This window comes from Allobosea sp. UNC402CLCol, assembly GCF_000745475.1.
Lineage (GTDB): Bacteria > Pseudomonadota > Alphaproteobacteria > Rhizobiales > Beijerinckiaceae > Allobosea > Allobosea spartocytisi.
In genome coordinates this window covers 303,128-327,794 of the sequence record NZ_KN050692.1, presented here as the reverse complement: position 1 = coordinate 327,794, position 24,667 = coordinate 303,128, and the positions used below count along the sequence as shown (strand labels likewise).

The 24,667-nt window shown below is 62.2% G+C and carries 37 protein-coding genes; 28 read left to right on the top strand and 9 right to left on the bottom strand.

Going from position 1 to position 24,667, the window contains the following annotated elements; translation table 11 throughout:
* Positions 1–194: 194 nt before the first annotated feature.
* The 6 genes from GY40_RS24210 to GY40_RS24185 all read right to left on the bottom strand — a co-directional run bounded on the left by GY40_RS24210 (position 195) and on the right by GY40_RS24185 (position 1,888).
* Positions 195–422, bottom strand: a complete 228-nt coding sequence (locus tag GY40_RS24210) for a hypothetical protein (protein WP_156116068.1) — start codon at positions 420–422, stop codon at positions 195–197.
* Positions 423–506: 84 nt separating this feature from the next.
* Entirely contained in the window at positions 507–821 is a 315-nt protein-coding gene (locus tag GY40_RS24205) for a hypothetical protein (protein ID WP_038367920.1), read from the bottom strand.
* A complete protein-coding gene (locus GY40_RS24200) occupies positions 818–1,060 on the bottom strand; it encodes a hypothetical protein (RefSeq protein ID WP_038367918.1) in 243 nt (80 codons plus the stop codon). Before GY40_RS24200 ends, GY40_RS24205 begins: the two co-directional genes overlap by 4 nt.
* Positions 1,060–1,314: a hypothetical protein gene (locus GY40_RS24195; protein WP_038367915.1), complete on the bottom strand. Its 255-nt coding sequence runs from the start codon at positions 1,312–1,314 to the stop codon at positions 1,060–1,062. The genes GY40_RS24200 and GY40_RS24195 overlap by 1 nt, the downstream gene beginning before the upstream one ends.
* Positions 1,314–1,553, bottom strand: a complete 240-nt coding sequence (locus GY40_RS24190) for a hypothetical protein (RefSeq protein WP_038367913.1) — start codon at positions 1,551–1,553, stop codon at positions 1,314–1,316. The genes GY40_RS24195 and GY40_RS24190 overlap by 1 nt, the downstream gene beginning before the upstream one ends.
* Positions 1,550–1,888 carry a hypothetical protein gene (locus tag GY40_RS24185; RefSeq protein WP_038367911.1) on the bottom strand — a complete coding sequence of 113 codons (339 nt, stop codon included), beginning with the start codon at positions 1,886–1,888 and terminating at the stop codon, positions 1,550–1,552. The genes GY40_RS24190 and GY40_RS24185 overlap by 4 nt, the downstream gene beginning before the upstream one ends.
* Positions 1,889–2,328: 440 nt before the next feature.
* Between GY40_RS24185 and GY40_RS24180 the strand changes: the two genes are divergently transcribed.
* Positions 2,329–2,631, top strand: coding sequence for a hypothetical protein (locus GY40_RS24180; RefSeq protein WP_156116067.1), 303 nt, complete (start codon positions 2,329–2,331; stop codon positions 2,629–2,631).
* 50 nt (positions 2,632–2,681) lie between these two features.
* Here the strand turns inward: GY40_RS24180 and GY40_RS27790 are convergent, their stop codons facing one another.
* Entirely contained in the window at positions 2,682–3,437 is a 756-nt protein-coding gene (locus GY40_RS27790; RefSeq protein WP_156116066.1) for a S24 family peptidase, read from the bottom strand.
* Between the two features lie 73 nt (positions 3,438–3,510).
* On the opposite strand from GY40_RS27790, the gene GY40_RS24170 reads away from it, so the two are divergent.
* The 22 genes from GY40_RS24170 to GY40_RS24075 all read left to right on the top strand — a co-directional run bounded on the left by GY40_RS24170 (position 3,511) and on the right by GY40_RS24075 (position 19,657).
* Positions 3,511–3,741 (top strand): helix-turn-helix domain-containing protein, encoded by a 231-nt coding sequence (locus GY40_RS24170; protein WP_038367906.1) that lies wholly within the window; start codon positions 3,511–3,513, stop codon positions 3,739–3,741.
* 283 nt (positions 3,742–4,024) lie between these two features.
* Positions 4,025–4,369, top strand: coding sequence for a hypothetical protein (locus GY40_RS24165; protein ID WP_051988476.1), 345 nt, complete (start codon positions 4,025–4,027; stop codon positions 4,367–4,369).
* An 18-nt stretch (positions 4,370–4,387) separates the two neighbouring features.
* On the top strand, positions 4,388–4,537 hold the full coding sequence (locus GY40_RS27785; protein ID WP_156116065.1) for a hypothetical protein: 150 nt from the start codon (positions 4,388–4,390) through the stop codon (positions 4,535–4,537).
* Complete coding sequence (locus GY40_RS24160; protein WP_156116064.1) at positions 4,534–4,983, top strand: hypothetical protein; 450 nt, start codon at positions 4,534–4,536, stop codon at positions 4,981–4,983. Before GY40_RS27785 ends, GY40_RS24160 begins: the two co-directional genes overlap by 4 nt.
* Positions 4,984–5,008: 25 nt before the next feature.
* The gene (locus GY40_RS24155) at positions 5,009–5,665 is read left to right on the top strand and encodes a hypothetical protein (protein ID WP_038367901.1); all 657 of its coding nucleotides are present in this window, start codon (positions 5,009–5,011) and stop codon (positions 5,663–5,665) included.
* 2 nt (positions 5,666–5,667) lie between these two features.
* Entirely contained in the window at positions 5,668–6,231 is a 564-nt protein-coding gene (locus GY40_RS24150) for a hypothetical protein (RefSeq protein ID WP_038367900.1), read from the top strand.
* Complete coding sequence (locus tag GY40_RS24145) at positions 6,231–6,566, top strand: LexA family protein (RefSeq protein WP_051988475.1); 336 nt, start codon at positions 6,231–6,233, stop codon at positions 6,564–6,566. The genes GY40_RS24150 and GY40_RS24145 overlap by 1 nt, the downstream gene beginning before the upstream one ends.
* Positions 6,563–7,966 (top strand): helicase-related protein, encoded by a 1,404-nt coding sequence (locus tag GY40_RS24140; RefSeq protein WP_038367897.1) that lies wholly within the window; start codon positions 6,563–6,565, stop codon positions 7,964–7,966. The genes GY40_RS24145 and GY40_RS24140 overlap by 4 nt, the downstream gene beginning before the upstream one ends.
* On the top strand, positions 7,963–8,985 hold the full coding sequence (locus GY40_RS24135) for a DNA-methyltransferase (RefSeq protein ID WP_038367895.1): 1,023 nt from the start codon (positions 7,963–7,965) through the stop codon (positions 8,983–8,985). The genes GY40_RS24140 and GY40_RS24135 overlap by 4 nt, the downstream gene beginning before the upstream one ends.
* A complete protein-coding gene (locus tag GY40_RS24130) occupies positions 8,982–9,248 on the top strand; it encodes a hypothetical protein (protein WP_038367893.1) in 267 nt (88 codons plus the stop codon). Before GY40_RS24135 ends, GY40_RS24130 begins: the two co-directional genes overlap by 4 nt.
* Complete coding sequence (locus tag GY40_RS26795; protein WP_051988474.1) at positions 9,245–10,045, top strand: hypothetical protein; 801 nt, start codon at positions 9,245–9,247, stop codon at positions 10,043–10,045. Before GY40_RS24130 ends, GY40_RS26795 begins: the two co-directional genes overlap by 4 nt.
* Positions 10,046–10,050: 5 nt before the next feature.
* Complete coding sequence (locus GY40_RS24120) at positions 10,051–11,466, top strand: replicative DNA helicase (protein WP_248311286.1); 1,416 nt, start codon at positions 10,051–10,053, stop codon at positions 11,464–11,466.
* Positions 11,463–12,338: a DUF1376 domain-containing protein gene (locus GY40_RS24115; protein WP_038367886.1), complete on the top strand. Its 876-nt coding sequence runs from the start codon at positions 11,463–11,465 to the stop codon at positions 12,336–12,338. Before GY40_RS24120 ends, GY40_RS24115 begins: the two co-directional genes overlap by 4 nt.
* Positions 12,328–12,819, top strand: coding sequence for a hypothetical protein (locus GY40_RS24110; RefSeq protein ID WP_156116063.1), 492 nt, complete (start codon positions 12,328–12,330; stop codon positions 12,817–12,819). Before GY40_RS24115 ends, GY40_RS24110 begins: the two co-directional genes overlap by 11 nt.
* Complete coding sequence (locus GY40_RS24105) at positions 12,816–13,112, top strand: hypothetical protein (protein WP_038367884.1); 297 nt, start codon at positions 12,816–12,818, stop codon at positions 13,110–13,112. The genes GY40_RS24110 and GY40_RS24105 overlap by 4 nt, the downstream gene beginning before the upstream one ends.
* Positions 13,070–13,432: an HU family DNA-binding protein gene (locus GY40_RS24100; protein WP_349236421.1), complete on the top strand. Its 363-nt coding sequence runs from the start codon at positions 13,070–13,072 to the stop codon at positions 13,430–13,432. Before GY40_RS24105 ends, GY40_RS24100 begins: the two co-directional genes overlap by 43 nt.
* A gap of 65 nt (positions 13,433–13,497) precedes the next feature.
* The gene (locus GY40_RS24095; protein ID WP_038367881.1) at positions 13,498–13,863 is read left to right on the top strand and encodes a hypothetical protein; all 366 of its coding nucleotides are present in this window, start codon (positions 13,498–13,500) and stop codon (positions 13,861–13,863) included.
* The gene (locus GY40_RS26790) at positions 13,860–14,684 is read left to right on the top strand and encodes a hypothetical protein (RefSeq protein ID WP_051988472.1); all 825 of its coding nucleotides are present in this window, start codon (positions 13,860–13,862) and stop codon (positions 14,682–14,684) included. Before GY40_RS24095 ends, GY40_RS26790 begins: the two co-directional genes overlap by 4 nt.
* Before the next feature lie 746 nt (positions 14,685–15,430).
* Positions 15,431–16,189 carry a M12 family metallopeptidase gene (locus GY40_RS27780; protein WP_197062812.1) on the top strand — a complete coding sequence of 253 codons (759 nt, stop codon included), beginning with the start codon at positions 15,431–15,433 and terminating at the stop codon, positions 16,187–16,189.
* A gap of 9 nt (positions 16,190–16,198) precedes the next feature.
* Positions 16,199–17,443, top strand: a complete 1,245-nt coding sequence (locus GY40_RS27315) for a S1 family peptidase (RefSeq protein ID WP_081925635.1) — start codon at positions 16,199–16,201, stop codon at positions 17,441–17,443.
* Complete coding sequence (locus tag GY40_RS27310; RefSeq protein ID WP_349236417.1) at positions 17,382–18,899, top strand: AlbA family DNA-binding domain-containing protein; 1,518 nt, start codon at positions 17,382–17,384, stop codon at positions 18,897–18,899. The genes GY40_RS27315 and GY40_RS27310 overlap by 62 nt, the downstream gene beginning before the upstream one ends.
* A 512-nt stretch (positions 18,900–19,411) precedes the next feature.
* A complete protein-coding gene (locus tag GY40_RS24075; RefSeq protein WP_156116061.1) occupies positions 19,412–19,657 on the top strand; it encodes a hypothetical protein in 246 nt (81 codons plus the stop codon).
* Here the strand turns inward: GY40_RS24075 and GY40_RS24070 are convergent.
* Positions 19,632–19,886 carry a hypothetical protein gene (locus GY40_RS24070; protein ID WP_038367875.1) on the bottom strand — a complete coding sequence of 85 codons (255 nt, stop codon included), beginning with the start codon at positions 19,884–19,886 and terminating at the stop codon, positions 19,632–19,634. The two genes, GY40_RS24075 and GY40_RS24070, sit on opposite strands and share 26 nt — an antisense overlap.
* On the opposite strand from GY40_RS24070, the gene GY40_RS24065 reads away from it, so the two are divergent.
* The 5 genes from GY40_RS24065 to GY40_RS24040 are packed head-to-tail and all read left to right on the top strand — an operon-like array spanning position 19,885 to position 24,419.
* A complete protein-coding gene (locus tag GY40_RS24065) occupies positions 19,885–20,106 on the top strand; it encodes a hypothetical protein (RefSeq protein WP_038367872.1) in 222 nt (73 codons plus the stop codon). The two genes, GY40_RS24070 and GY40_RS24065, sit on opposite strands and share 2 nt — an antisense overlap.
* A gap of 3 nt (positions 20,107–20,109) precedes the next feature.
* The gene (locus GY40_RS26785; protein ID WP_051988471.1) at positions 20,110–20,565 is read left to right on the top strand and encodes a terminase small subunit; all 456 of its coding nucleotides are present in this window, start codon (positions 20,110–20,112) and stop codon (positions 20,563–20,565) included.
* Positions 20,528–22,081, top strand: a complete 1,554-nt coding sequence (terL, locus tag GY40_RS24050; RefSeq protein ID WP_349236416.1) for a phage terminase large subunit — start codon at positions 20,528–20,530, stop codon at positions 22,079–22,081. The genes GY40_RS26785 and terL overlap by 38 nt, the downstream gene beginning before the upstream one ends.
* Positions 22,078–23,643 (top strand): DUF1073 domain-containing protein, encoded by a 1,566-nt coding sequence (locus tag GY40_RS24045; protein WP_038367870.1) that lies wholly within the window; start codon positions 22,078–22,080, stop codon positions 23,641–23,643. Before terL ends, GY40_RS24045 begins: the two co-directional genes overlap by 4 nt.
* Positions 23,640–24,419 (top strand): phage head morphogenesis protein, encoded by a 780-nt coding sequence (locus GY40_RS24040; RefSeq protein ID WP_038367867.1) that lies wholly within the window; start codon positions 23,640–23,642, stop codon positions 24,417–24,419. Before GY40_RS24045 ends, GY40_RS24040 begins: the two co-directional genes overlap by 4 nt.
* Here the strand turns inward: GY40_RS24040 and GY40_RS24035 are convergent.
* Positions 24,404–24,640 (bottom strand): hypothetical protein, encoded by a 237-nt coding sequence (locus tag GY40_RS24035; RefSeq protein ID WP_038367865.1) that lies wholly within the window; start codon positions 24,638–24,640, stop codon positions 24,404–24,406. The genes GY40_RS24040 and GY40_RS24035 overlap by 16 nt on opposite strands.
* Positions 24,641–24,667: the final 27 nt, after the last annotated feature.

Here is a 24,667-nt window from a genome sequence, read left to right as displayed (position 1 = left end):
CGAGCAGTCCGAGCAGTCCGAGCAGCCCGAGCAGCGCGAGCAGTTGGCGCAATTCTCGCAGTTTTCGAGGCTATCGAGAGCCTTCTGCGCTTCCTCGCGGGAGCCGAAATACTCGACCGAACAGCGGTTGCCGTTGGCGTCTTCAAGCCATTCCTGTGCCATGGATCTTGTTCCTGCTTGAGTTGGGTTTTGGTTCAGAATGGCCAGTTCCGGGCGTCGGCTTCCGGGTCGTGCCGGCGGGGCTCGACATCCCAGTCCTCATCGTCGTGAACGGGCTCATCGCTGCGGTTGATGTCCCACCAGAGGGCGCCGATCAGCAGCACAGCGCCGCCGATGATCAGCCAACCGGCATCGAACGCCTGGAACAGCGGTTCAGGCTGCATCGCGATCTCCCCTGGGTTTGCTGGAGAGGCGGACACCATCCCGGTTCTCGACCATCGAGAGCGGGCCGGGCGAAGGGGGAACGGCGGCCTGCGCCGCCTCCCCAGCAAGGCGTGAAATGCGCGTCACAGCAGGCTTCCCCATCCGACGAGGAAGGAGCCGCCGATGACGAGGAGAAGGGCGGCCACTGCCTGCCCGGCCGTATTGGCGACACGTGCGATCTTGATCCGGCCGTCGTCGGTCAACCCATCAACCATGATGATCGGGATCACGGTGTACGGGACGCGGTGAAGCTCGGTCAGGGAAGCGGCCGATGCCTTCGCGCGGGCTTCGTCGAGATACTGCTTGAGGCAGGGCACGCGACCGGCCTCGACAGCATGCGCAACCATGCGCGCCTCGCTCAGGCTTTTTGCCGGGATGTGGAGAACCCGCGTGCTCATGCTGCGCTCCGTTCAATGCGGTTGAGGAGGGCGCGAGCGCGGCCGAGATTGCGCATGCAGTAGGCGCGGCGGTCGCGGTCGTTCAGCTTGTTGGCGCTGACCAGAGCCCGCGTCAGCGAAGACACGACGAGGTTCAGGTAGAGGGACTGAGCCGCAGGCGAGCGCTCGGCTTCCCAGCGTTTCGTGTCCAGGTGAGCGGCGCGGAGCCAGTATTCGTATTCGCGGGCGGCGTTGGACATCACGAAGCCCTCCGAAGATCGGAAGGAACCGGAACAGCCGGACCCCAGACAAAATCGGGAACCCACTGGACGAATTTCACGCCAGGGACGTGCACGCCGAGATATTCGGGGCCGTCGCGGTCCAGGCAGTTTTCGAAAACCTGGACCACTTCCCAATCGACGGAGGCCCAATCCTCGCCTTCCGGCATGCGGGTTGGATGGACGAGTTTCGCCCAGTAGTGGCCGGGCTCGGTCGGCGTCGGAAAACGGGGCATTAGGAAGCCCTCCGGAGGATTGCGCGGTTTCGAACCATGCGGCGGTTGGCGGACATCGCGTTCTCGGCGACATCCGACGTGATCTCGGTCAGTTGCTCGTCGGACAGCCAGTCAAGGCCGTCGCGATAAATGCGCTCGCTGATCGCGGTGATTGCCGTGCGCAACGGGCCCTTGTAAGCGTCGAAGCTGCGGAGAAAGCGCTCTTTGCGCTCGCGGGTGGCGTGCTTCACGGCCGTCATTCCGCCGCCTGCATGCGAAGGTCTTCACGGCGCATCTCAGCCGCTTCGTCCGCGCGGTAATCATCTTCCTCGCCGGCCTCGCTGAGCAGGTCAGCGTTGATCTCGGCGTCGCTGGCGATGAGATTGAACAGCCAGCCCTCGACCGGCTTGCGCTCGGTCGTCTTCTTGCCGAAGCGCCAAGTCTCGATGATCGCCTCGACTTTGGAGACGCTCGCCTCAGCCGGGTAGGGCGGGTCAACACGGTCGCCGGCAAAGCCCGGCGTCACCGTGTAGCTGACATCGAGCGCGATCTCCGCGCTGCCGATGTTGACGTAGATTGTGTGGCTGTAGGCCATTGCGTCGATCCCCATCGCCGGTTGGCTGATGGAAGTATCGCTACATGAAGTAGCGATCTATGTCAACACGCCATGTAGCGATCCTGATTAGGCGTTTCCTGACAGCGCGCGTCAGTAGCGCGAAAACTCGACTCGACTCATGGCGGCGCGTCTGGCTTCAATGGGAACGCAACGAGAACAAAACTGGGTGGCGTCGAGATGAGCCTATGGGCGGAAGAGGGGCCGTTGCGGCCGGAATTATCGCTATTTCGAGCGATCGACATCAGGTGTGAGGACTGTGGCCGCACCAAGCGAATGCCGCCTGGTGAGATCCGACGGCACATAGCAAACGGCGTCTTCAGCCTGATTGGGCTGCACGACAAACTGCATTGCGCCGTCTGCCGCGACCGTGGCGGCCTCGGCAAAAACGTCAGCGTCTATCCAATCAAGCGAGGTGAGTGATGAAACCGTGGCATGAAGGATTGCCCGAGACGAAGCAGATCGTCGTGTTCCCGCCACTCGGCAAGGAGCGCGCGTTCAATGGGGCGCGCGAGCGGATCGAAGCGTACCTGCGCCGCGAATTCCCCGAGATGCAGTTTGAATTTGAAGAGTACGGCCTAGACGAGGATGCTAGCGTCATGCCGATGTGCGGGACTGTTGGCGGAGCGAACAGCCAAATTCTGGCGCCGCCGTCAGATATCAAACTTCGCGAGATCGAAGCCGCTCTGCGCGAGTTCGATTGCGGGAGGACCGGGCTGTCATAGCCAGCGCTCCCCAAGATCGAGCGCGAGTTAGAGGCGGTGGAGGCTGTCAGTCACACAGACAACCCCATAGCCTCGGGGTAGGGGATAACACGGAGAATTTGCTTCACCCGATCAATAGGAAAGCGGATCTCCTTCTCGGGGTTCTGTTGCCACAGAACAACCTCGCTGCCACGTCGCGAGACGAGCTTCTTCACAAACGCCGGTCCGGCCCGACCCTCTTCCTCGGAATAGAGTTCGATCAAGACATCATCGACGCCTGCGACAGGCTGGCGCCCATCAGGATCCACGAAGATCGGCCAGCTCGGCCTATAGGAATGGATCATGCTGTCGTTCCGAATGACGACGGCAAATGCTCGCTTCCGTCCAACGAGCCCGGCAGGCCGGTCCAAGAAGTACTGGACCTCGCCATTGAGCTGAAAATCGCCTTCCTCCTCCGAACCTCCAAGGGCGATTCCGGGTACTGGCAGGTCACGAGCGCCGCCGCGCAGGGCTCGATCAGAGAGAGGGATGCGCGCGCCGGCTACGATGAGCTCGTCGGGCTTAGAGGCGTCATCCTGGGAAGCGTCCGCACTAGGACCAAACAGGATTTCTTGAGCGGTGATGCTTACTCCGGCAGCGCGAAAGCGTCGCGCATAAGTCTCGGCGTCGTTCTGGCCGATCGTCCGGCTGCCGTTTTCGTGGGCGCGATAGCTGGACTCTGCCCAACCATTTTCAATCGCCGCTGCTCGTGACGAGCGCCACCCCGCTTTGAGGCGAGCTTCAGCGAGCCGCTGCCCCTGAACTTTTCGAATGCGGTCGTCGGTCATGCTACAGAATGTAGCGCCCATATCGCTACGTGCCGCATTGACCAGTATCGCTACTTAGTGTAGCGATACGGATATGCACAGCTTCGCATCCGTGATCGACGCCTTTGGCGTGAAGGTGGTCGCCGAGCTTCTCGGCGTGAAGGAGAGCCATGTCCGCGTCATGAAGACGCGAGGCTCGATCCCTGCGGAGTACTGGGGACTGCTCATTGAGGCGGCGCCCGAGCACGGCATCAGCGGGGTCGATTACCCGCTCTTCCGCCAATTGCGATCCCAGAAGTTCGCTCCTGCGAGAGAGGTCGCCTGATGTCCCGCGCCCTCGATCTCATCGTCGGCGTTCTCTTCGTTGGCGCCCTTGCGGCCGCCGGTCTCATCGCGTTCGCGCCGATCCTGCTGATCGGCCTCGTTTTGTCGGGGCGCTAGTCATGGTGGGCCACGCGCTTCTCCATCCACTGCCATCATCTCCTTCGAATTCCGGTGGGGCGCGGGTTGCAGCCCGCCATCCCCGGAAGGTCGATCCCGCGTCCGCGTCCAAGCGATCTGCAGTGCCGTCCTCGTCTGTGAAGCCAACTTCGCAGAAGAGGCCGGAAATGAATTGGTCAGAACAGACCAAGATTGAGGCGATCACGTCCCAAGCTTGTCCCGATCGCGCGGTCGCGTTCGTCCGCGCGCGATATCCAGTGAAGACTGCAGAACACGTCTCCGCCGACATCGGGCTCCCAATTCATACGGTGAAGCGCTGGCTGGAGGGTGTGGCGAAGCCCTCGTGGACGGGGCTTTCTCTACTGATCCTGGCCTACGGCCCCGCGTTCCTGATGGCCGTGTACCCGAAGGCGCCGGCGTGGCTCGACGAAGCCCATCGCCGTGAACGGCAAGACGCGCTGCGAGCCGAGCAGCGCCGCATTCAAGAACAACTCGACGCCCTTGGCGCGTGAACCCTGAAAGGAGGGGCCATGCGGGGCCTTCTCGCGTTTTTCCTGGCCGGTCTGTCTTGGTTCCTCGCCAAGCTTTCCCGGCTGACGATGTTTCCAGCAGCGGCCTTCGCCGATGGCGCGGAGTGGTGCGACCGGCAGGCCAAAAACCTCTCGGAGCCACGCCCATGAACCCCCCAGACTGGCATGCAAGCGCCAAGCGCCTTCGTGCAGAAGGAATGCTGATTGGCGAGATCGCACGCCGCCTTCGGCGCCCGCGCAGTTCCGTCGCTTGGGCGCTGGATGTCGGCGACACCAAGTTGAAGCATCGCGAGCGCGTCCGCCTGCAGCGGCGGGCTCCGGCAGAACGCATTGTCCGCGAGCCGGTCCGTCGTCAGCCAGCGCCGACTGAGGCGCCATCAGAGCCGGTGATTGAGACCAGCCCGAAGCCGACGCTGCCTCACATCAGCATCCCGGATCTCGATGCACGCGAGCCGATGAGCGTCCTGCGCTTCGCGCCGCGCACCCGGTTCAAGACACCGTCAGCCGGCGCCGAGCGCATCCGCCAGATCCATCAGCGGATGATCCGCGAAGGACGCATCCCCGAGCCCGGCCTCCCCGAACAGCTTCACCACTGACCACCAGCCCCAGGAGCGCGCACACATGAAGCCGGAATCCGAAGCCCCGATCAAATTCCCAGCACCATCCGTGGTGAAGGCGCTCTTCGTCGCCAACAACAAGGCGAAGGAAGAGACGTCCAGCATCAACGGCACCTACGGCGATCGCGTGAAGACGCAGATCGAGATCGGCAATCTGCATGGTCCGTCGTTCCGGCATGCCGCTTCGATCTTCCGGAAGGCCAAGAACAACGAGCTCAAGGCCCGCGAGCACGTCGCCCATCTCCGCTTCCTGCTCGACCTCCTCGACGAGGAATTCGAGAACGCCGGGCATGTTGGCGATCTTGACCGGATGTCGAAGGCCGCCGCCAAGCAGGATGGCGACGAAGACGAGGGCGCGCAGCAAGAAACCGCCGCCGAAGCCGCGAACCGCATCTTCACCGAGCAGAACCGTGCCGCCGCTGGCGAAGCGCTCGATCTCGAGAACCTGAAGACCGAAGCACCGACCGAGCCGGCGAAGCCGAAGGGCAGGGGCGGTCGCAAGAAGGCTGTCGAAGCTCAGGCCGAAGCCGCTCCCGAAGTCGCCGCTGCACCCGTCGATGACGAAGTTCCGCCGGCGCCGTCCGAGGACTTCGACGAGGACATCCGTCCCGCCTTCCTGCGCGCTCGCGAGGAAGAGCGCGAAGCCGGCTCGGTCCACTGACCATGAAACTGCTCACCTTCGACATCGGCGTGAAGACGGGATGGGCGTTTGCCCCCATCGGCGGAAAGCTGATCGGCGGAACGCGCCGTCTCGCGCCGTCAGGGTCAGATCACGGCAAGATCGCGGGTGAGCAGCTTCAGTTCGTTGGCGACATGATCGGGCTGCATCAGCCAGACCGCGTCGCCTTCGAATTCTCGACACAGACGATTGCCGGGAAGCAGGGCCAGGGCTTCACCAACATCGACACCATCATGATGCAGGCTGGGATGCGCTGGGGAATTCTCGGCATCTCCCATCTGCTGCGCGTTCGCTGTGACGAGGTCCAGCCTGCGCAGGCCCGCATCGCCTTCCTTGGCAAGGGCAAAGGCCGCCTGAAACGCGAAGAAGCCAAAGCGGCCGTCAAGCAGGAATGCCTGACCCGCGGTCTCGAATTCGTCGACGACAACCACAGTGACGCTCTCTGCCTCTGGTTCGCCGTCGCCTTCAAAGCCGACCCCGATTTCGCCGCCCGCGATGCCGTCGCCCGGATGCGGATGCGCGACCCTTTCATCGCAGGAGCCGCCTGATGAGCACGGGCCTGACAAAGCGGCAGCGCGCGCTGTTGGATTTCGTGAACGAGTTTGCCGCTCGCGAAGGGCAGCCGCCTTCCTATGAGCAGATGGCAGCCGGAGTTGGTCTACGCTCCAAGTCAGGCGTGTTCCGACTGATGGCCAATCTTGAGGAGCGCGGCGCTATCCGCCGCCTGCCGAACCGCGCGCGCTCCATTGAGGTGATCGACCAGACCAGCCTCCCTCGTGATCTGGAACAGCGGATCGCGGCCTACTGCCGCAACATCGGCATTGCTCGCGCCACCTTCGATCAGCGCGCCGCCGAATGCCTCCTGCGGGGAGGCGTGGCATGAGCATTGAGGCCTATCACGCCCTGGTTGCATCTAAGCGCATCGCTGCCGTGCCATCGGGGCTTGCGCGGATCCCAGCCCTGAATTCAGCGCTAAAGCCGCATCAGGAACATTGCGTCGAGTTCGCCCTACGCACCGGCCGCGCAGCGCATTTCCTCGATACTGGCCTGGGCAAGAGCTTCGCCGCGCTCGAATACGGCCGCGTCGTCGTTGAACATACCAACCGGCCGGCGCTGATGCTGGCACCGCTCGCCGTTGGGGCCCAGCATGAGCGCGAGGCGCAGCGCTGGGGCATTGATGCCGTCTTCCGGCGCGAGCCAGTCCCCTCCGATCGCGCCCGCATCGTCATCACCAACTATGAGCGACTGGATCGCTTCGATGTCTCGCAGTTCGGCGCGGTCATTCTCGACGAGTCGTCGATCCTCAAGAGCTTTACGGGCGTCACGACACGCAAGCTGATCGAGATCTTCAAGTCGACGCCATATCGCCTTTCCGCGACGGCGACGCCGGCGCCGAACGATCACATGGAACTGGGCCAGCAATCGGCCTTTCTCGGTGTCATGGCCGCGAACGAAATGCTTTCACGCTGGTTCATCTCGGACCAGGCGCAGATGGCGCGCTATCGGCTGAAGCGTGCCGCCGCCAAGTCGTTCTGGGAATGGATGGCTTCGTGGTCGCGATGCATCGGCATGCCGTCTGATATCGGTTTCCCGGACGATGGTTATGTGCTGCCCGAGCTCGTCCAGCATCGCCACCTCATTCGAGCCGATGTGAGCGGCGATGCCGGCGAGGAGCGCGACGGGCAGGCTCGCATGTTCCGTCTGCCAGAGATGTCCGCCACCTCCATCCATCGAGAGAAGCGTATGACCGTGCGAGCTCGCGCGGAGAAGGTTGCAGAGATCGTCGCGGCGGATGCGGGCGAGCCATGGATTATCTGGTGCGACACCGACTATGAGGCCGATGCACTTCGCGAGGCGATGCCCGATGCGACGGAGGTCCGTGGCAGCCAGATCGCGGAGATCAAAGAAAAGCGCCTCGACGCCTTCTCCCGCGGCGAGATCAAGCACCTGATCAGCAAGCCATCGGTCGCAGGATATGGCCTGAACTGGCAGCACTGTGCCCGCATGGCCTTCGTCGGGCTCAGCTTCTCCTACGAGAGCTATTACCAGGCAGTTCGGCGCTGCTGGCGTTTTGGCCAAACGCGGCCCGTTCATGTCCATGTCGTCTGTGCCGACACCGAGGCGGCGATCGGACAGGCAATCGCCCGCAAGGCCGGGGACCACGATCTCATGAAGCGAGAGATGACGGCGGCCATGGGCCGTGCGGCCCTCTCCTCCTCGGTCCTCAACGATTACGCGCCGTCTCAGGCGTCTCCGCTTCCAAAATTCATGAGGGTGGCATGATCGAGATTCCGCACGACGGTATCGCCGAGGGCGAAAACTTCACACTCTGGAACGCCGATTGCGTCGAAGTGCTGTCGCGATTGCCTGACAACAGCGTCGATTTTTCCGTCTACAGCCCGCCGTTCTCCAACCTCTACATCTATTCGGATTGCGAGCGCGACATGGGCAATGTCGCGAGCGATGAGGAGTTCCAAGAGGCCTATTCCTACGTCGCTCGCGAGCTGTTCCGGGTCATCAAACCCGGGCGGCACGTTTCGATCCACGTCAAGGACATGGTCTATTACTCGAACGCCAGCGAGCGCGGCGATCGGGGCCTGACGGACTTCACCGGAGACTGCATTCGCACACACCGGCGCGCGGGTTGGACGCTCCACTCCAAGACGACGGTGCGGCGCTGCCCCGTCCGCGAGATGACCAAGTCCAAGCCGGACGGCCTGCTCTACAAGAACTTCCGAACTGATGCCGGCCGCGTCCGTCAGGGCTTGCCAGAATACATCGTGACCTTCCGCAAATGGGCGGACGGCATGGATGATCATCCTGTAGTGCACTTGCCCGGAGACTGGCCGTTGTGGGCAGGTGAGGGCGCTCAGTTCGTCACGCGCCGCGTGCTCAGTCATGACGCTCTGCCGGACTATACGTCCCTCAGCGACAAGGACCAAAAGGCCGATCCGCGATATTTCGAAGCGCTCGACATCTGGCAGCGCTGGGCGTCACCGGTATGGGACGACACTGACGAGACGGACGTACTGAACACCGTCTTCTCGCGCGACCCTGAGGCGGTCCGGCATCTCTGCCCGATGCCGCTCGACCTGATCGAGCGCTGTATTCGTCTCTGGTCGAACCCCGGCGATTTGGTTCTGTCGCCGTATGCCGGCATCGGCAGCGAGGGGTTCAAGGCGCTCGATACCGGCCGCAAGTTCATCGGGACCGAGCTGAACAAGGACTATTTCCGGCAAGCGGCGCAGATCCTGGCGGCCAAGGAAGCGGCACCAATGATGGCTGGGGTCGTGGCCGCATGACCATCTCGGCAGACATCGTCGACATCGGTGCCGCTGACTGGACGCTCGTCCTCACCACCCGTTCCAACAGCAGTGGCGAAGCGAAGATCGCATGGGAAGCGATCGGCCAGCATGAGGCTGGGTTCCACGCCGGCCTCACCAGCCCAGCCGCGGCGCTGGAAATCGTCCTCGCTCGCGTGGAACGGAATGGCGCCGTCTCGCCTCTCGATGTCCCTGCGCTCGTTGGCGTCCTTGTTGGTCACTTCCAGCGGAGGGCGAGATGAAGAAGAGGGTTGCTCAATTCGCGACCGAGGCTGAGATGTGCTCCCGCTTCATCGCGATTGCGACCGGGACCGCCCACCGCCCAGGCTGGGAAAGCTCTCGGCCGCCGAAGCCGACGGGATGGATTTCTTACCCGGAGACTGCGGGCTGGGACATCCTGTTGGTGCGCGAGCGCGGTGGCCTGCAGATCGGGTTCGAGGCGAAGCTCCGTCTCAACGACCACGTCATCATGCAGGCGCTGGAGCCACGAGACCCGTGCGCGCCCGGGCCCGACTGCCGCGCCGTGCTTGTTCCGCACGGCACAGGAAGCGAGCTCCACCGGTCGATCTGCCATCGCATGGGTGTCCAGGTCGTGACAATCGACGAGCGCGGCTACATCTATCCGGAGATCCCGCGCGAGGATGTCGAGTGGGGTAGCTCGTGGAACGATGCATGGCCGCAGATGCTGCCGGCCAAGCGCTGCCCGCTGCCCGAATTCGTGCCGGATACCCAAGCCGGAACGCCGTCGCCGCTCACACTGACACCGTGGAAGATCAAGGCTCTTAAACTGGCCTGCATCCTCGAGCGCCGCGGCTGGGTCTGCCGGGCGGACTTCAAGCATCTGGATCTGAACCACAGGCTCTTCGTTGCCAACCGCTGGATCGTCACGGTCGACGGCGCATACCGGCGCGGCCCGCAGTGGCCCGACTTCTGTCGGCAGCATCCTCGCAACTTTGCCGAGATTGATGCTCTCTGGGATGACTGGAAGCCGCCGGAGCTGCCAGCCCCGCAGCAAGCAACCTTCGGGAGGCTGCTGTGAACGCGATGGCCCCCGACCAATTCAGTGACTGGTTCCGCGAGATCTCTGAAACGGAGATGGCGCTGATCGGCGGCATGCTGATGGCACCGCCGGCGATCAGCAGCGTCATGCTGACTGGCCTGCAGGAAGAGCACTTCGGCGATCTCTCCGCCGGTGCTCTATATCGCCGCATCATCGACATCGTCGCCCGCGGCGGTACGGTCGATTTCCGCACCGTCGTTCAGGGTGGCGCCTCTGTCCTGATGGGCGAGGGCGGTTCGATCGATAAGCTGGTCGCCCGCATGGCAGCGATTGCTGCGCCGGCCGGGTCTCTGGCCGAATACGCCAAGATCATCCGCAGCGCATGGGTCGTCCGTCGCATCTTCGACGCCGCAGACGGCGCCCGGAGCCAGATTGCGACCTCGGATGTCTCGGATCTGGCGCGGGGGCTTATCGAATCCGTCGATGCCCTCCGCGATGCGGCGACCGATCAGCGTCGGTCCAGCCGCGGAAGCTTGGGCGACATCGCTGAACAGGCCGGCCGCGAGGCTGAGGCCATGATGCGCGGCGAACTGGAGCGGCCGCCATCCTGCGGCATCCCAGATCTCGACAAGCATCTGCCGATGCGGGGGCTGGCACCGGGCGCGCTTTATGTCCTCGCCGGGAGAACTGGGGCCGGCAAGACCCTCATGGGTTCCGCTCTCGCTTCGAAGATGAGCAGCCAGGGCGGCGGCACGCAGTACTATTCGCTCGAGGTGCCATCGAAAGAGATCGCTGCACGGGTCATCTGCGAGCGTCTGGGGTCAAAGGGCCCGACCTACGGTGAAGTCCTGTCGGGGCACACCACCGAGAACGAGCTTGAGGCCTATATGTGGGCCGCAGGTCAGGCGAAGAAGGAACCGCTCCGCATCGACGACACGCCAGCGCTCAGCATGGCGGACATTCTCGTCGAATCCCGCAAATACGCTGACCGTCTCGACAAGCAGGGAAAACGGCTTCGTCTCGCTCTGATCGACCACGCCATGCTGGTGAAGCCATCGAGCCGATACCAGGGCAACAAGGTCAACGAACTCGGTGAGATTGCCAACGCCGCCAAGGTCATGGCGAAGAGCCTGGAATGCACCGTCATGCTGTGCTGCCAGCTCGGCCGGGACGTCGAGAAGCGCGAGGACAAGCGGCCGCAGCTTTCGGATCTACGCGCCTCCGGTGAGATCGAAGAGGCCGCCGACGCCGTCCTGATGCTCTACCGCGAGCACTATTACGCCACGCGCACCGAAGCCTTCCGCCGCGGCGACCAAGCCGCGCATGACGAAGCCGATGCCGTCCGCAACAACATCGAGATCGGCATCGAGAAGAGCCGGCAGGGCCAGACCGGCCGCGTCAACCTCTGGTGCGATCCGGGCCGCTCCATCGTCTGCGGCATCCATGGAGATGGCCGGTGAGGGGCGAATTCTACAAGATGGAATACGAGGCTTGGGACGAGGGGACCGACACCCTCTCCCTTGAGCAGGAGGGCGCATACCTCCGCTTTTGCCACCAGATGTACCGGCGCAAGAGCGCGGTCGTCGATGACAAGATGGTGCTCGGGCGCCTCTGGAAGTGCCATCCGAACAAGGCATCGAAGCTCCGCGATGACCTGATCGCCGCGGGCAAGATCGTGCCCACTGGTGACGGGCATCTGACCAACACCCGGGTGACACAGGAGCTAGACACCCGGAAGACACAGTCGACACACAGGGCAGACGCCGGGAGGACAGGTGGCATACGCAGCGGGGAAATTCGTCGCAACGCGTTGAAAATCAACGACGCAGATGAAGCACTTGCTTCAAGCAAAACGAACCAGAGAAGAGAAGAGGAGAGGAGAGAAGACATATCCTCAGAGACTTCGTCTCTTCGGGATGCGCACGAGCAGCCGAATGCCGATGCCGATCCTCGCAAGGCGAAAGGCCGGAAGCGCGGGACTCGGCTCCCATCGGATTGGTGGCCGGATGACGAGCTCAAGGCCTATGCCCGCGAACGACTGCCTAGCAATCGCGCCTGCCAGGAAGAAACAGAACGGTTCAAGGACTGGGCCGCCTCGTCACCGAATGCCGTGAAGCTCGATTGGGCAGCGGCATACCGAAACTGGATTCGCAACAACGCGCCGCCACCCGATGCCGACATGAGCCGTCCCGGCTTCGTTGGAGCGATCACGCACGCCGACGCGAGGCCTGGGCCAACCGGAGCACGCGATGCGCCACGGCGGCCGTCCTCAGATGATCGATTGGTCGCAGGTCTCAGAACAGTGATGGAGCTCTTCCCCGATGAACAATAGTCCCGCAATCCCAGCAGGAAAGCAGCCGGTCCCAGTAGGCGCCGAATTGGTTCGAAAGCCGACCAAAGCCGAGCTCGGGGCGAGCCTCTCCTTGCTGTTTCGGGCCTTCGCCAGCCAGCAGCGTGATGACCCGGCTCAGCTCGCCGCCGTGTACGTGATGGTCCTCGGAGAGTTCAGCGCTTGGTCGATTCAGGAAGGTATCCGGCAGCTCATCAGCGGCGAAGTCGAAGGTGTCGATAGGACGTGGCTCCCGTCGACGGCGGTCGTCGCCCACACCATCCGGACCATTGCCGCGAAGAGCCCGGAGGCCAAGGAGCGCCAGTGGCGCCAACGGCTGGAGGCATGGCGCACTGGCCAGGAATGGAACCCGCACTGGGCACAGGATCCGGAAAGCCTGAGCTTCCCGCACCTCTGCCCGCCGCATTTGCTCAAAGACTTCGAAGAGGCGACCCGGCAGCGCAAGCAGGCGAGGGCGGCATGAGCATGCTGCCTCGCGATTTCGGCGCCGATCCGATCCCCGGCAAGGTCGGCTGGACGGCTTGGTACATCGCGCCCGGCGTCGGTTTCCGCACCCTGACGGTCGACGGCGTTGTGACCCGCGAGAACGGTAAGCCGATCGCCCGGATTTTCCCGACCGAGGTTGAAGCGATCATCGCTGCGGCTCGAGCGAAGGATCGCGCCGAAGACCGCGGCCGCCAGCCTCTTACCCGCAACGCGAAGGTGTTCCGACCATCAGGGCAGGGGCGCCACCGCCGAATGGAATCCGCCCGCTAGGGCAGATCGGGGCGCATCCCGCGCCCGTTTCAACAGAGGAGAAGACCATGACCAAGAGTGAATTGATCCAGGCGATCGCCGACGACACCGGCAAGACGAAGACGGACGTCGCTACGGTGCTCGCCAGCCTCGGCAGGGCGGTCGGCGGCGCGCTGCAATCCGGCGGTGATCTGACCGTCCCCGGCATCGGCAAGCTCTCGACGGCGAAGCGCGCCGCGCGTTCCGCCCGGAACCCAGCCACCGGCGCCATGATCGACGTTCCGGCCAAGACCGTCGTGAAGTTCAAGGCGGTCAAGGATCTCGCTGACGCCGTCGCCTGAGAGGACAGGCGCCAACATCGGCCGGCGCATCCCCGCGCCGGCTGCCACCACCACGATGCGGCAGGATGATGGGACCGATCGACAGAACCAAATTCAAGCCGGCGCGGGACCGGGCTCCCAAAATTGCCGCCCTGGCGGCTGAGGGAATGACCAGTCACGAGATCGCGCAGGCGATTGGCGAGATCAGCCCGCAGCGCGTTCGGGCCATCGCCAAGCGGTACTGCATCAAGCTCGCCCGTCCCGGCGCCCGCCGCTTCGGTACCTACCTGCCTGACCGCAATGCCCGCGTTCTCACCGAGCTCGCAGCGGCGGCGAACGTCAGCGCCGCAACCATGCTCGACCGCATCACCCGCGTCGTCCTCGACGACGGGATCGAACACGCCCGCCGCCGCCTCGGAAAACTCGCCCTCCCAACACGGCCACGCCCATGAACGCACATGCCATCGCCATCCCCGGATATCTTGGCCCCGCCGACGATCTTGCCAGCCGCATCGCGGCGATAGGCGAGGGGGATATCCCAACTTCGTGGACCCCCGAGCATGTCCAGAACCGCATGGTCGAAGCCTTCGATATTCTCGCCCGCTCCGGCACCCGCGTCGGGCCCCGCCAGCATGCGAACGGCTGGCCGGCGATGATCCACGAGTTCTCCGACCTGGTCGACGCTCAGGCTCGAGCTCTGGCGGAGAAGGAGAGGCAACAGGAGCGTGCCGCGCGCCCGACGGCCGATGAGCTCTCGCGCATGAACGAAGCGCTCAAATGGCCGATGACCTATCTCGATGGACGGCCAATGCAGTCCGACGCCCTTATGCTCTGGGCCTATGCGACCGCGCTTGGCCGCGATATGGCCGCCATGCTCCATCACCGTAAGAAGAAAGCCAAGGCGTTGGCAGACGAGATCATGCGCCGCCACAACGCGCCGCCGCATCTCCACGATGGCAAGGTCATGGACACGCGAGACCGGGCCGTGCTCGAAGCCTATGAGCGCCGCGTCGAGATAGCTCGCGAGGTCGCGAAGATCACGAACGACGCCCTGGCCCGTGCCAGCAAAACCACCCACGGTCAGATCAAAGCGCATGCCCAGTCGGTATTCCGCGCGCGATGCCTGGAGGAGGGCTGCCTGCCCTTGGCCGTGAAGCCGCATGAGGCAGTTCCGGGGCGATGCTTGTCGCGGACCAATCTTGATCGGCAGCGGAAGGCCGGCGCGGCGGCGGTGGCCGGCGGGCTTCGTCGTCAAGGTGTCGCAGTCAGATAGGCTGCTCTTATCGACGCGCCCGGCACCCCTCAACCGCGTCCGCGTTCAGGATCTATATCTCCGCGGGTCATGGGCATGCCCAAGCACCTCGCTAGGCGACGAGCCGAGATGGTTCAAGAAGCGCGAGAACCGGTCGCCGTCGCCTATGGTTTGCATCGGGATGGCGCAATCGCAATTTGTCCCGTGGGGGAGAGATGGCCGGCGCTCAACTAATGGTTGACTCTCTGGATGCCCCAAGGAAATATCAATGAATAATCAGGGGGGGCGGCGATGATTAAGCAGTTGTCGGTTTGTTCGTTCGCATTGTTTCTTGTCGCGTGCGATCCTAATAAAGAAAATCCAATAATCCCTGGATCGCCGCAGGGTGCATCCTCAGAAAATAAGGCGGACACGAGCAGTATCGTTAAGGATGCTCAGGCAAGAATTTCTTCTACTTGTAAATATGTTGCCGCTGCCCAGCCTCTCCTTAAGATATTGCTCAAGTCAATTCCGGGTCTCTCAACTGCATCTGAGATTGCAGATGCAGTCTGCAAGGCCGTTGTCGCTTCGGAGGCTTCGCCAGGCGCGAAAAGCGTTCCGACTGTGGCGGGTGTCCCAATTCGCGGACAGTTTGCGAGATAGCGGACATGGACAGGCGGCAGTTCCTTCAGAGTTGCGCATGCATGTCAGGCGCAACTCTGATCCTGGGGCCCTCTCTCGCACAAGCTCCTTCGCGGCGGTTTGTTTGTACGACGCCAGATAGTTTTTTGCGCCAAGACGAGCTGCCGTCAGATCCCATTTCACCTGGTAGTCAACCTTCCGGGGCCACGCAGCCCGTGACGCCCGCTGACGTCGACTTTCGTCCGACCCCTTATGGCACGGCATTCCGAAAAAACTGCTGGCTTTCAACTGATGGATTGACCCCGAGTAGTGACAAAATCACGCTCGGCGTTTTCTTTATGGCCGGTGATCAAGCGACACAGCAACGTGTGATCGATGGTGCTAATAGATGGTTGCAGGGTAATATCCCAAAAAAAATTGCATTTGATTTTTCCGCCTCTCAAGAGAAATCGCATATTAGAATCACTTTCGATTCGGGAATCGGTAGTTTCTCCTTGGTTGGGCGTGAAAATTTGTTTGCGCCGAAAACCAAGAGGACAATGAATCTAGAGGATCCATATAGTCCGACAATTGAACACGAATTCGGTCATGCTCTTGGGTTGGAGCATGAACACATGTTTCCCGGGGCAGTGCGATGGAATCCCGAGAAAGTTATTGCCGATATGCTAGATTATAAGTGGTCGCCGAAAACAACCACTGAGCAAATATTGCAAAGGCTACCCGCGACTACCGCCTGCGTTGGAGATCCGAAATTCAACAAGGATTCTGTCATGATGTATCCCGTTCTAGAGGGATGGGGAGAATATAAGGACGATAACGGAGTGTGGAGAGAGCTCATCTCAGCCGGTGGCAAGAATATCCACCCCCGTGATCTCGCTTGCATTCGTGGTCTCTATAATATCTAGGGGAATCCAATGTTGAAGCTGTTTTTGGCTGCTCTGGCGATTTTCTGCGTTAGCACCGCAGTGATGTCCCAAACTAGCCTCTCGCAGCTCGCTGACACTGTAGTATACATTGAGATCAAGGACCAGGACGGGAAAAAGAAAGATCACGGCTCTGGGTTTTTGATTGGTGCCGATGGCTATATTGTTACGGCTCGCCATGTGTTGAATTTGTTTGATGAAACCAAAGATCGAATATCTGTATCACTTAAGACACGCGAAGGAAGTGGATATACAGCAAGAAAGATTGACTGTACGTCGCCGATGCTTGATTTGTGCCTGCTATACATTAGCAGCGACTCGGTCAGGTCCGCTGGTATTTCAAGAAGCGTCTCGCTGAGCTGCGTTGCTCCAAGGGCGGAGCAAGGTATCACCGCTGCTGGTTATCCTATCGGGAACTCGAATCCCCTGGTCATGTTTCCCGGCATCGTCTCGAACAGAGGGCTCGGCGAGCTAGGCAAGATCATCATGTCGAACAATATCGTTCCCGGCATGAGCGGGGGACCAATCTTCGATGAAAACGGAACGGTAATTGGCGTAATTTGGGGTAAGGACTCAAATTTGGGTCTCCCGATGTTCACACCACTGAGCCATGGTTTCGCTTTGTTCGGGATGGCGTCTATTGCGTGTCCAATTCTTGCTGAGAAAGCAAAGACGGATGGAGAGGAGGCTGCGGTCAAGCAATCAGGCCTTGATATTGCCAAGTCTCTTGAGAAGGCAGCTGGGGTAAACGCCGACGATATCAGAAAAAGCTCTGTTGCATTGGCGACTGCCGAGGCTACTTCGGTTTTGGGCGGTAACAATAGCCTTCAGAAGAATGCCGAAGCGGTGTCCAAGGCGATCGGGGCTTTGGCGAGCGCGACTTCGAGTGATAGCAAGGTTGTAAAGGATCCGTCGGGTTCCCCTGCGCTCACGAGCGTATTTTTTCAGATCGCAGATAGCGGCCAAACATCAGCTGCGAAAGAGGCTCAGCAGAGGCTTGAGAAGGTTGCATCGACTAGCGACGGCCTGAAGATCAAGGTGGCCAAGGGCATCGAGCAAGTGAAGGCGGCTCCATCCCAGGGAGAAGTCCGCTATTTCAACGACGCTGACTCTGCGACAGCGGCTTCCGTTGCGTCGATAGTATCTGCGCAGACGAAATTCTCGGCGCGGAAAGTTGTCCTCCCAGGCCGAGATTTGTCGGGCTTGCTCGAGGTCTGGTTTCCAAAGTCCCCGTGAACTGACTTGGTTCGCGATCCTCTCGTTGACGCCGTGCCCGACGTGCGCGAGCTGTTCGCTGGGCCTCGATCGAGACTGTCGATCTCAGTTTCAAAGCGGGTGCACCAACAGAGCGCAGAGGGCGCAAGAGCTGATAATTTCAGGGGGATCGAGTCTGAGCATCTCAACGATCGCGATCAACGCCATCACTTGGCAGGACATCCTTGGCCTGATCGGCACCTCGGAAACGGCCGATATTGAATTCAAACGAGATCTTTCTGTCCCCAACGGTGCTGGCCCGCACCGGTGGCATAAGGGAGAGGACCTTGATCGGCCCGGGAGAGACGGGATCGCGCGAGAAATCGTGGCGCTCGCTAACGCTTGGGGCGGGACACTCGTTCTTGGAGCAGATGAGGACAAATCCACGCCTCGGGTGTGTTGCGGGATCACGAAGCTCCCGCGGGTGACTGAGCTTGCTCAGAAGCTTCAAGCGGCGGTCCAGAGCGTGATCGACCCGCCGCTGGCGAGTTTGGAATGCCATGCTGTACTGGATCCAGAGAGCGACGACACAGGCGTTGTCGTCATCCGAGTCAACCGCTCCACATTAGCTCCGCACGGCTATGGCGATCCGCCTGCGAGCTATATCAGGCGCGCTCTGGCAGCCGCGCCCATGACCATGCAGGACTTGCAGAACGTCTTTTGGGACGCTCGGACCCGTAGTGAACGGATTGCTGAAGAGCGATCGAGGGCGTCAGCCTTTCTTCGAGACAGCGCTGATCGGGGTGCGCTTCATGGTCGTTGCCGCATGTCATGGCCAAACCCGCCTAGAGGGATTTTTTTCCGTTTCTGTGTGTACCCGCAAAGCTCGCTAGAGCTGCAAGATCTCGACAGTCGTAATGCCTGGACGCAGTTGCTGCGCCCGGAAGGTCGAATGTTATTCGAAAAGCAACCCGTTTTTCCCGCAGGGGACGGTCGCATCAGCTGGCACCCGAGGCCAATCGCCCACGGCGTCGAGGTCGTTGATCAGAGCCCGTCTCGGTGGCTCATCCGCGATAATGGCTCCATCGAGGTGTACGGGTTTCGAGAAGCCGTAGCCTCGCGGGCAGAGCCCGAAGTGCACTACGTCAACCCGGCTTGGCTTGTTGCACCGGCGGCGCAGGCGCTGGCGATGGCGGAGGCAGTGCGAAGAAGGGCATCGAGACCAGGAGTGCCCTTTGAAATTGATGCTGAGGTGATGGGCTTCCACGCATTGGCTCACTCTCGAATCAACGATTGGGAAGAGGAGCGATGCGAGCTGGATGGCCAACCCGCATCGATAGGTCCCTTCGTCTATGGCCGCGAGGAAAGCTTCACTGCGGTGTTCCGCTCGATTGAGCGAGAAGTCTGGCATGCCCTCGGGCTGGCTCATGTTCAGCCGAGATCGATCAAACCAGGCGATGCGGTCACTGAGCTTCTCCGACTCTGGGCCGGGGCCTAATTCCCAAGCTTGTTGCCATTTGAAGGTTCGCGCTACACCTCCATAATCTTGTAGCAACGCAAGATTTGAAGCCGAAATTGGGTGGTTGTCGAACCCCCGTTTTGCAGGCATGCATCGGTCATCGTCGCGAAACGTGTCGCTAACGGCACCTCCCGGCCAGCGCATAGCGCGAAACGGCCCTTTGCGACGATGCAAGATTTAGAGTTCGGCGAGAGGCCCGGGAACGGGCGGAGGCCCATCCGCCAGAGACGGAGCGATGGGGGCGTGCCGGAAGCGCGGGAGCGCGGTCAGTCCTACCCTTCGGGTGTCAGGAGACACGGGCATACACGCCGGAGGGCAAGCTCTCTCGTCGACTAGCAGTCCGCTTCGGACCAGCCAGATAACGGCCCCGACGGTTTCAGCGCCGGATTGTCCCCGGCGAGTGGCAGAAGGTCAATGCAATGCCTCGGCTCCCGAAGACGCTGGAATGCCAGTCTTGTGAGATGAGGTTCGATCCACGCGACGAGCGAGCCGTGGTCTATGCTGACCGGCCCGAACTCAATCGCTGCCCAATCTGCAACATTCTCGACATCGCCGGGCATCGAGCCTGGGCGGTTTCTAACAACTGCCAAGGCGTTTTCACTTGCGGCATCGCCAGCAGCAAGGAAACGGCCACAGAGCGGCTGAACAGCGGCGATTATGATGGCGCCGGCTGCGAAGTCGTACCGGTCGTCATCATCGCGGGGAAGCCGTTCATCGATCGCCCTTGGTGGGCGTAGGCAGCGCCGCAGCCACATAGGCATCAGAAGCGACCAGCGCCGCTTCGACGATCGGCCGAACAAAAGCTCGCAGGTCGCGGCGCCATTCCTCGCTCGATTGCTCCCAGGTGTATTGCCGCTTCTCACGGCAAGTCTCGTGGAACGCTTTCGCCGTGGCCTCGACGGCAACGTCGGTCCTGGTCTCAGGCATCGAACTGAACCCCAATTCGCCTTCACCGGATGTTGCCATGAAGCTCCTCCACACGGAAAGCCCCGCTGGCCGTGCGGTTGAGCTCGTCGACGACCTCGTCAAGCAGGGCAGAATGTCCAAGGCTGAGGCGCGAGTGATCGAAGACCTCGTGTGGCATCCCGAGTTCCCGGAAGGGCTGCGGCGCCCGCACGTCTTCATCAAGTCGTATGCTCGGGTCGTTGATGCAGTGACCGGACGCGATCTCGGGAGCGCGGATTGACCAGTGCCAGTCCTTCGCAACAACCGACACGAGGCATTCGCCCAGGCGATTGCTAAGGGCTTAGCAGCTCGCGTCGCCTACAAAGCCGCTGGATACGGGGCTTCTGACAAGGCCGCCGAAGCCTGCGCCTCACGCCTGCTAACAGATGCTAAGGTCGCAGCAAGAGTTCTGGAGCTGCAATCCAAGGCCGCGCGCAAGGTCGAGGTGACGGTCGAAAGCATCGCCCGCGAGCTGGAAGAGGCCCGCGTCCTCGCCATCGCGGAGAAGCAGTCCAGCGCCGCCGTCGCTGCCTCCATGGGCAAAGCGAAGCTGTTCGGGCTCATCGTCGAGAAGCACAAGCACTCCGGATCAATCGGCACCTATGACCTCACCAAGCTCTCAGATGACGAGCTCGGTAGCCTTGAGGCGATCCTCGGTCCGCTTGCCGACGCTGGCGGAGATCAGGGCGGAGAGGCGTAGGCGGGAGCAGGAGCGCGAGCGCCAGCGCATCGCGGAGGACGTCGAAGGTATCCGGGCCCGCTCTCAGACACTGGAGGGCTTCATCAAGGAGCATTGGCGGATACTGGAACCCACCCGGCCACTGAAATTCGGATGGGCTCTCCGGGCCATGTGCAAGCACTTGGAGGCTGTCACAGAAGGCCGCATCCAATTTCTGCTGATGACTGTTCCGCCTGGCATGATGAAGTCGCTCCTGATGGTCTTCTGGACCGCATGGGAGTGGGGGCCGGTGGGTCGCCCCGATCTGCAGACGCTCGCCACGTCGTACAGCCAGCTCAACGTGCTGCGCGACAACCTGAAGCTCCGGCGCCTCATCGAGAGCGACCAGTACCAGGCGGCTTGGCCGATGAGGCTGCGCGGCGATCAGAACGCCAAGGGTAAGTTCGAGAACACGGGTAACGGTTTCAGCGAGGCGCGCCCCTTCAGTTCAATGACAGGCGGCCGCGGCGACCGCGTGAAGGTGGACGACCCGCACTCGACCGAAACGGCCGAGAGCGATGCCGAACGCAAGACCACGGTCAGAATATTCCGCGAGGGCATTTCCGATCGCCTGAACGACATCACGTCGTCGGCGATGGTGATCATCATGCAGCGCCTGCACCATCAGGACGTGGCCGCGGTCGCTCTTGAGCTGGATCTGGGCTTCGTGCACCTGAACTTGCCGATGGAATTCGAAGCGGAGCGCATCGACCAAACCGGGAAGGTGACGAGTGGACCCTGCCGCACATATGTGGCTGGCGAACTGTTCTTCGAGGATCCGCGGACCGAAGACGGCGAATTGCTGTTCCCAGAACGCTTCCCTCGTGAAGAGGTCGAGCGACTGAAACGCGCCAAGGGCAGCTATGCCTACGCCGGCCAATATCAGCAGCGCCCCTCACCGCGTGAAGGCGGCATGTTCAAGCGCCACTGGTTCGCGGACAAGATTTTAGAAGCCGCGCCCGCAGGTACGACGTGGGTTAGGCATTGGGACCTCGCGGCAACCGAGAGCGCGACTGCTGCCAGGACGGCCGGCGTGAAGTTGGGCCGGGCGCCTGATGGCTCGTTTATCGTCGGGCATGTCGTGAAGGACCAGATTGAAGGGCCCGCGGTCCGGCGGCTGATCAAAGCCACAGCCGAGAGCGACGGCCGTGCAGTCAAGATCAGCCTTCCTCAGGACCCCGGCCAAGCCGGCAAGGTTCAGAGCAAGGACATGATCTCGATGCTCGCAGGCTTTGTCGCCCAGGCGGAACCTGAAACTGGCGACAAAATTACTCGCGCGGAGCCGTTCTCAGCCCAGTGCGAGGCCGGGAACGTCTATCTCGTCCGCGGCCAATGGAACGATGACTACCTCGACGAGCTCTGCCTGTTCCCAGGCGGTGCCTTCAAGGACCAGGTCGACGCGAGCTCGGGGGCATTCGGAAAGCTGATGAGCGTGCGCGGTCCTCTGGTTATCAGCGACGAGGTCTTGGCGCGTGCGGCGGCTGGTGGCCGGCGATGAGCCTCCGCCAGCGTATCGCGGCGTGGATCGCGGGGCCGCAGCCAGCGCCTGTGGTTGCCACCGAACAGCCGCGCAAGCCCGTGGCGGTGAGCCCTGAGACCGTCGCGCGGTCGCGCATCCCGCCGGCCAAGCCAGAGGCCGAGAAGGTCAATCCGTTCAAGATCCTCCCGCCTCCTGCGGGCGTTCTGCCGTCGAACGGCATGGCGATGGACGAAAGCGCATTGCCGGGCCAGTCCTGGGCGATTCAGCAGGCGGCAGCCGGGCTCTACAACGAGGGAATGGCGTGGCTCGGGTTCCCGCACCTGTCGGAGCTCGCCCAGCGTCCCGAGTTTCGCCGCATCTCGGAGATCATCGCGACCGAGGCGACCCGGCAGTGGATTCGGATCACGGCCGCCGGCGGGGACGACAAGGCCGCCAAGATCAAGGCCATTGGCGACAAGCTCAAGGAGCTCGGCGTCAAGGAGCTGTTCCAGAGGATCACGGAGCAGGATGGGTTCTTCGGCCGGGCGCACCTCTTCGCCGACCTCGGACAAACCGAGGGGCCCGAGCTCGCCACCCCGATCGGCAACGGCGCCGACACGGTAACGAAGGCCAAAGTCGGGAAGGGTGCCTTGAAAGGCTTCCGAACCGTCGAGGCCGTCTGGTGCTATCCGGCTGAATACGAGACGAGCAATCCGCTCAAGCCGAGCTGGTACAAGCCGTCCGCCTGGTACGTGCAGGGGCAGAAGGTCCATGCGACCCGGCTGCTGACCTTCATCGCTCGGGAGGTGCCTGACCTTCTGAAGCCGGCCTATTCGTTCGGCGGCCTCAGCATGTCGCAGATGGCGAAGCCCTATGTCGACAACTGGCTACGGACCCGGCAGAGCGTCGCTGACCTTATCAGCTCATTCTCGGTCAGCGGCATCAAGATCGACTTGGCCAATGTGCTGAATGTCGACGCCGATGGGCTCTTCCGCCGCGTCGAGCTCTTCAACAACCTCCGCGACAACCGCGGAACGATGGTGCTGAACAAGGGTGCCGGTCCGAACGACCCGGCGGAGGAGTTCTTCAACGTCTCCACCCCGCTGGGCACGCTCGACCACCTGCAGGCTCAGAGCCAGGAGCACATCTGCTCGGTTGCCGGCATCCCGCTGGTGAAGTTCACAGGCATCACGCCGTCGGGGCTCAATGCATCGTCCGAGGGCGAGATCCGGGTCTACTATGACGGGATCGAGGCACTGCAGGAGAAGTTCCTGCGCCCGCACCTGACGACGGTTATCAACCTGATCCAGATGTCGGAATTCGGCGACGTCGACCCCGATATCGGCTTCGTCTTCGAACCGCTCTGGAGCCTCGACGACAAGGCCAAGGCTGAGATGCGAAAGGCGGAGGCGGACACCGACGCCGTCTACATCGACTCCGGCGTGCTCGACCCTCTTGAGGTTCGCAAGCGCCTCGCCAGCGATGATGAATCGCCCTACGCCGGTTTGGATGTGGACGACGTGCCGCTTCCGGCACCTGGCGAGAACGATCCTCCGGCACCTGAGACGGACGAGGAGGAAACCGAAGAGGCTGAGGCATGAGCCGTCGTCATCGCCTCGCCTTCGACCGTGCGGAGCCCAGCGCCAAGAGCGCATTCATCCGGGCCCGTAAGGCTGAGGTGACGTATTCCCGACAGCTGCGCAAGGTCGCGCGCCACATTGGCGATCTGGTCATGGGCCTGTTTGACCAGGCTGATCCAGCGTCGGCCGGTATCGTCGAACGAGCGCTGCGGCGCTACGCAGGTACCATCGAAGCCTGGGCCAGTTCGGTCGGCGGCCGCATGGTGGCGGAAGTCGCCGCTCGGGACCGAAAGGCTTGGATGGCTGTCTCTCGGGAGATGGGGATCGCAGTCCATCGGGAGATCGCGAAGGCTCCCACTGGCGCTTTACTGCGGCAGCGGCTCGCGGACCAAGTGTCACTGATCACGTCGCTTCCTACCGAGGCCGCGGAGCGCGTCCACAGGCTTACCATCGAGGGTATCAGCAACGGCGCCCGCGCTAGCGAAATTGCTGCTGAGATCATGAAAACCGGCGAGGTGACCAAGAGCCGCGCCGATCTGATCGCGCGGACGGAAGTGTCTCGTACCTCGGCCGAACTGACGCGGGCGAGGGCGGAGAGCATAGGTTCCACGCACTTCATTTGGCGCACGTCGGGGGACAGCGATGTCCGTCCCTCGCATCGTGCGCTTAACGGCAAGTCGTTCCGATGGGACGACCCGCCGGAGTGCGATCCCGGCCACCACGCGTTGCCTGGCGCGATCTGGAATTGCCGCTGCTACGCGGAACCGATCCTGAAGGACGATTACTCTTCGCCGTAGTCGAAGACCCTGTCGATCCACGCTTGGGCGATGGCGGCGCCATCAGACGCCCCAGCCGCGATCTTACGGAAGTCCGCCAGCATCTCGCCGATCATGATCGCGGCCTCGCCCTCGATCGTCTCGTCTTCTGGGATGTTTGGGAAATTGTCGACGAAGCTGGCGCGGGCCAGCTCCTTGAGCGCCTCGATCACTTCGGTGGGGTCGGAAGGATGCTCTGTCATGCCTCATCACGATAGCCGAGCGGCGCC

What these genes read in the sequence shown, in the direction of transcription:
- GY40_RS24210 (WP_156116068.1), bottom strand. Translation starts at nt 422, where the DNA reads ATGGTGTCCGCCTCTCCAGCAAACCCAGGGGAGATCGCGATGCAGCCT.
- GY40_RS24205 (WP_038367920.1), bottom strand. Translation starts at nt 821, where the DNA reads ATGAGCACGCGGGTTCTCCACATCCCGGCAAAAAGCCTGAGCGAGGCG.
- GY40_RS24200 (WP_038367918.1), bottom strand. Translation starts at nt 1,060, where the DNA reads ATGTCCAACGCCGCCCGCGAATACGAATACTGGCTCCGCGCCGCTCAC.
- GY40_RS24195 (WP_038367915.1), bottom strand. Translation starts at nt 1,314, where the DNA reads ATGCCCCGTTTTCCGACGCCGACCGAGCCCGGCCACTACTGGGCGAAA.
- GY40_RS24190 (WP_038367913.1), bottom strand. Translation starts at nt 1,553, where the DNA reads ATGACGGCCGTGAAGCACGCCACCCGCGAGCGCAAAGAGCGCTTTCTC.
- GY40_RS24185 (WP_038367911.1), bottom strand. Translation starts at nt 1,888, where the DNA reads ATGGCCTACAGCCACACAATCTACGTCAACATCGGCAGCGCGGAGATC.
- GY40_RS24180 (WP_156116067.1), top strand. Translation starts at nt 2,329, where the DNA reads ATGAAACCGTGGCATGAAGGATTGCCCGAGACGAAGCAGATCGTCGTG.
- GY40_RS27790 (WP_156116066.1), bottom strand. Translation starts at nt 3,437, where the DNA reads ATGACCGACGACCGCATTCGAAAAGTTCAGGGGCAGCGGCTCGCTGAA.
- GY40_RS24170 (WP_038367906.1), top strand. Translation starts at nt 3,511, where the DNA reads ATGCACAGCTTCGCATCCGTGATCGACGCCTTTGGCGTGAAGGTGGTC.
- GY40_RS24165 (WP_051988476.1), top strand. Translation starts at nt 4,025, where the DNA reads ATGAATTGGTCAGAACAGACCAAGATTGAGGCGATCACGTCCCAAGCT.
- GY40_RS27785 (WP_156116065.1), top strand. Translation starts at nt 4,388, where the DNA reads ATGCGGGGCCTTCTCGCGTTTTTCCTGGCCGGTCTGTCTTGGTTCCTC.
- GY40_RS24160 (WP_156116064.1), top strand. Translation starts at nt 4,534, where the DNA reads ATGAACCCCCCAGACTGGCATGCAAGCGCCAAGCGCCTTCGTGCAGAA.
- GY40_RS24155 (WP_038367901.1), top strand. Translation starts at nt 5,009, where the DNA reads ATGAAGCCGGAATCCGAAGCCCCGATCAAATTCCCAGCACCATCCGTG.
- GY40_RS24150 (WP_038367900.1), top strand. Translation starts at nt 5,668, where the DNA reads ATGAAACTGCTCACCTTCGACATCGGCGTGAAGACGGGATGGGCGTTT.
- GY40_RS24145 (WP_051988475.1), top strand. Translation starts at nt 6,231, where the DNA reads ATGAGCACGGGCCTGACAAAGCGGCAGCGCGCGCTGTTGGATTTCGTG.
- GY40_RS24140 (WP_038367897.1), top strand. Translation starts at nt 6,563, where the DNA reads ATGAGCATTGAGGCCTATCACGCCCTGGTTGCATCTAAGCGCATCGCT.
- GY40_RS24135 (WP_038367895.1), top strand. Translation starts at nt 7,963, where the DNA reads ATGATCGAGATTCCGCACGACGGTATCGCCGAGGGCGAAAACTTCACA.
- GY40_RS24130 (WP_038367893.1), top strand. Translation starts at nt 8,982, where the DNA reads ATGACCATCTCGGCAGACATCGTCGACATCGGTGCCGCTGACTGGACG.
- GY40_RS26795 (WP_051988474.1), top strand. Translation starts at nt 9,245, where the DNA reads ATGAAGAAGAGGGTTGCTCAATTCGCGACCGAGGCTGAGATGTGCTCC.
- GY40_RS24120 (WP_248311286.1), top strand. Translation starts at nt 10,051, where the DNA reads ATGGCCCCCGACCAATTCAGTGACTGGTTCCGCGAGATCTCTGAAACG.
- GY40_RS24110 (WP_156116063.1), top strand. Translation starts at nt 12,328, where the DNA reads ATGAACAATAGTCCCGCAATCCCAGCAGGAAAGCAGCCGGTCCCAGTA.
- GY40_RS24105 (WP_038367884.1), top strand. Translation starts at nt 12,816, where the DNA reads ATGAGCATGCTGCCTCGCGATTTCGGCGCCGATCCGATCCCCGGCAAG.
- GY40_RS24095 (WP_038367881.1), top strand. Translation starts at nt 13,498, where the DNA reads ATGATGGGACCGATCGACAGAACCAAATTCAAGCCGGCGCGGGACCGG.
- GY40_RS26790 (WP_051988472.1), top strand. Translation starts at nt 13,860, where the DNA reads ATGAACGCACATGCCATCGCCATCCCCGGATATCTTGGCCCCGCCGAC.
- GY40_RS27315 (WP_081925635.1), top strand. Translation starts at nt 16,199, where the DNA reads ATGTTGAAGCTGTTTTTGGCTGCTCTGGCGATTTTCTGCGTTAGCACC.
- GY40_RS24065 (WP_038367872.1), top strand. Translation starts at nt 19,885, where the DNA reads ATGAAGCTCCTCCACACGGAAAGCCCCGCTGGCCGTGCGGTTGAGCTC.
- GY40_RS24070 (WP_038367875.1), bottom strand. Translation starts at nt 19,886, where the DNA reads ATGGCAACATCCGGTGAAGGCGAATTGGGGTTCAGTTCGATGCCTGAG.
- GY40_RS24045 (WP_038367870.1), top strand. Translation starts at nt 22,078, where the DNA reads ATGAGCCTCCGCCAGCGTATCGCGGCGTGGATCGCGGGGCCGCAGCCA.
- GY40_RS24040 (WP_038367867.1), top strand. Translation starts at nt 23,640, where the DNA reads ATGAGCCGTCGTCATCGCCTCGCCTTCGACCGTGCGGAGCCCAGCGCC.
- GY40_RS24035 (WP_038367865.1), bottom strand. Translation starts at nt 24,640, where the DNA reads ATGACAGAGCATCCTTCCGACCCCACCGAAGTGATCGAGGCGCTCAAG.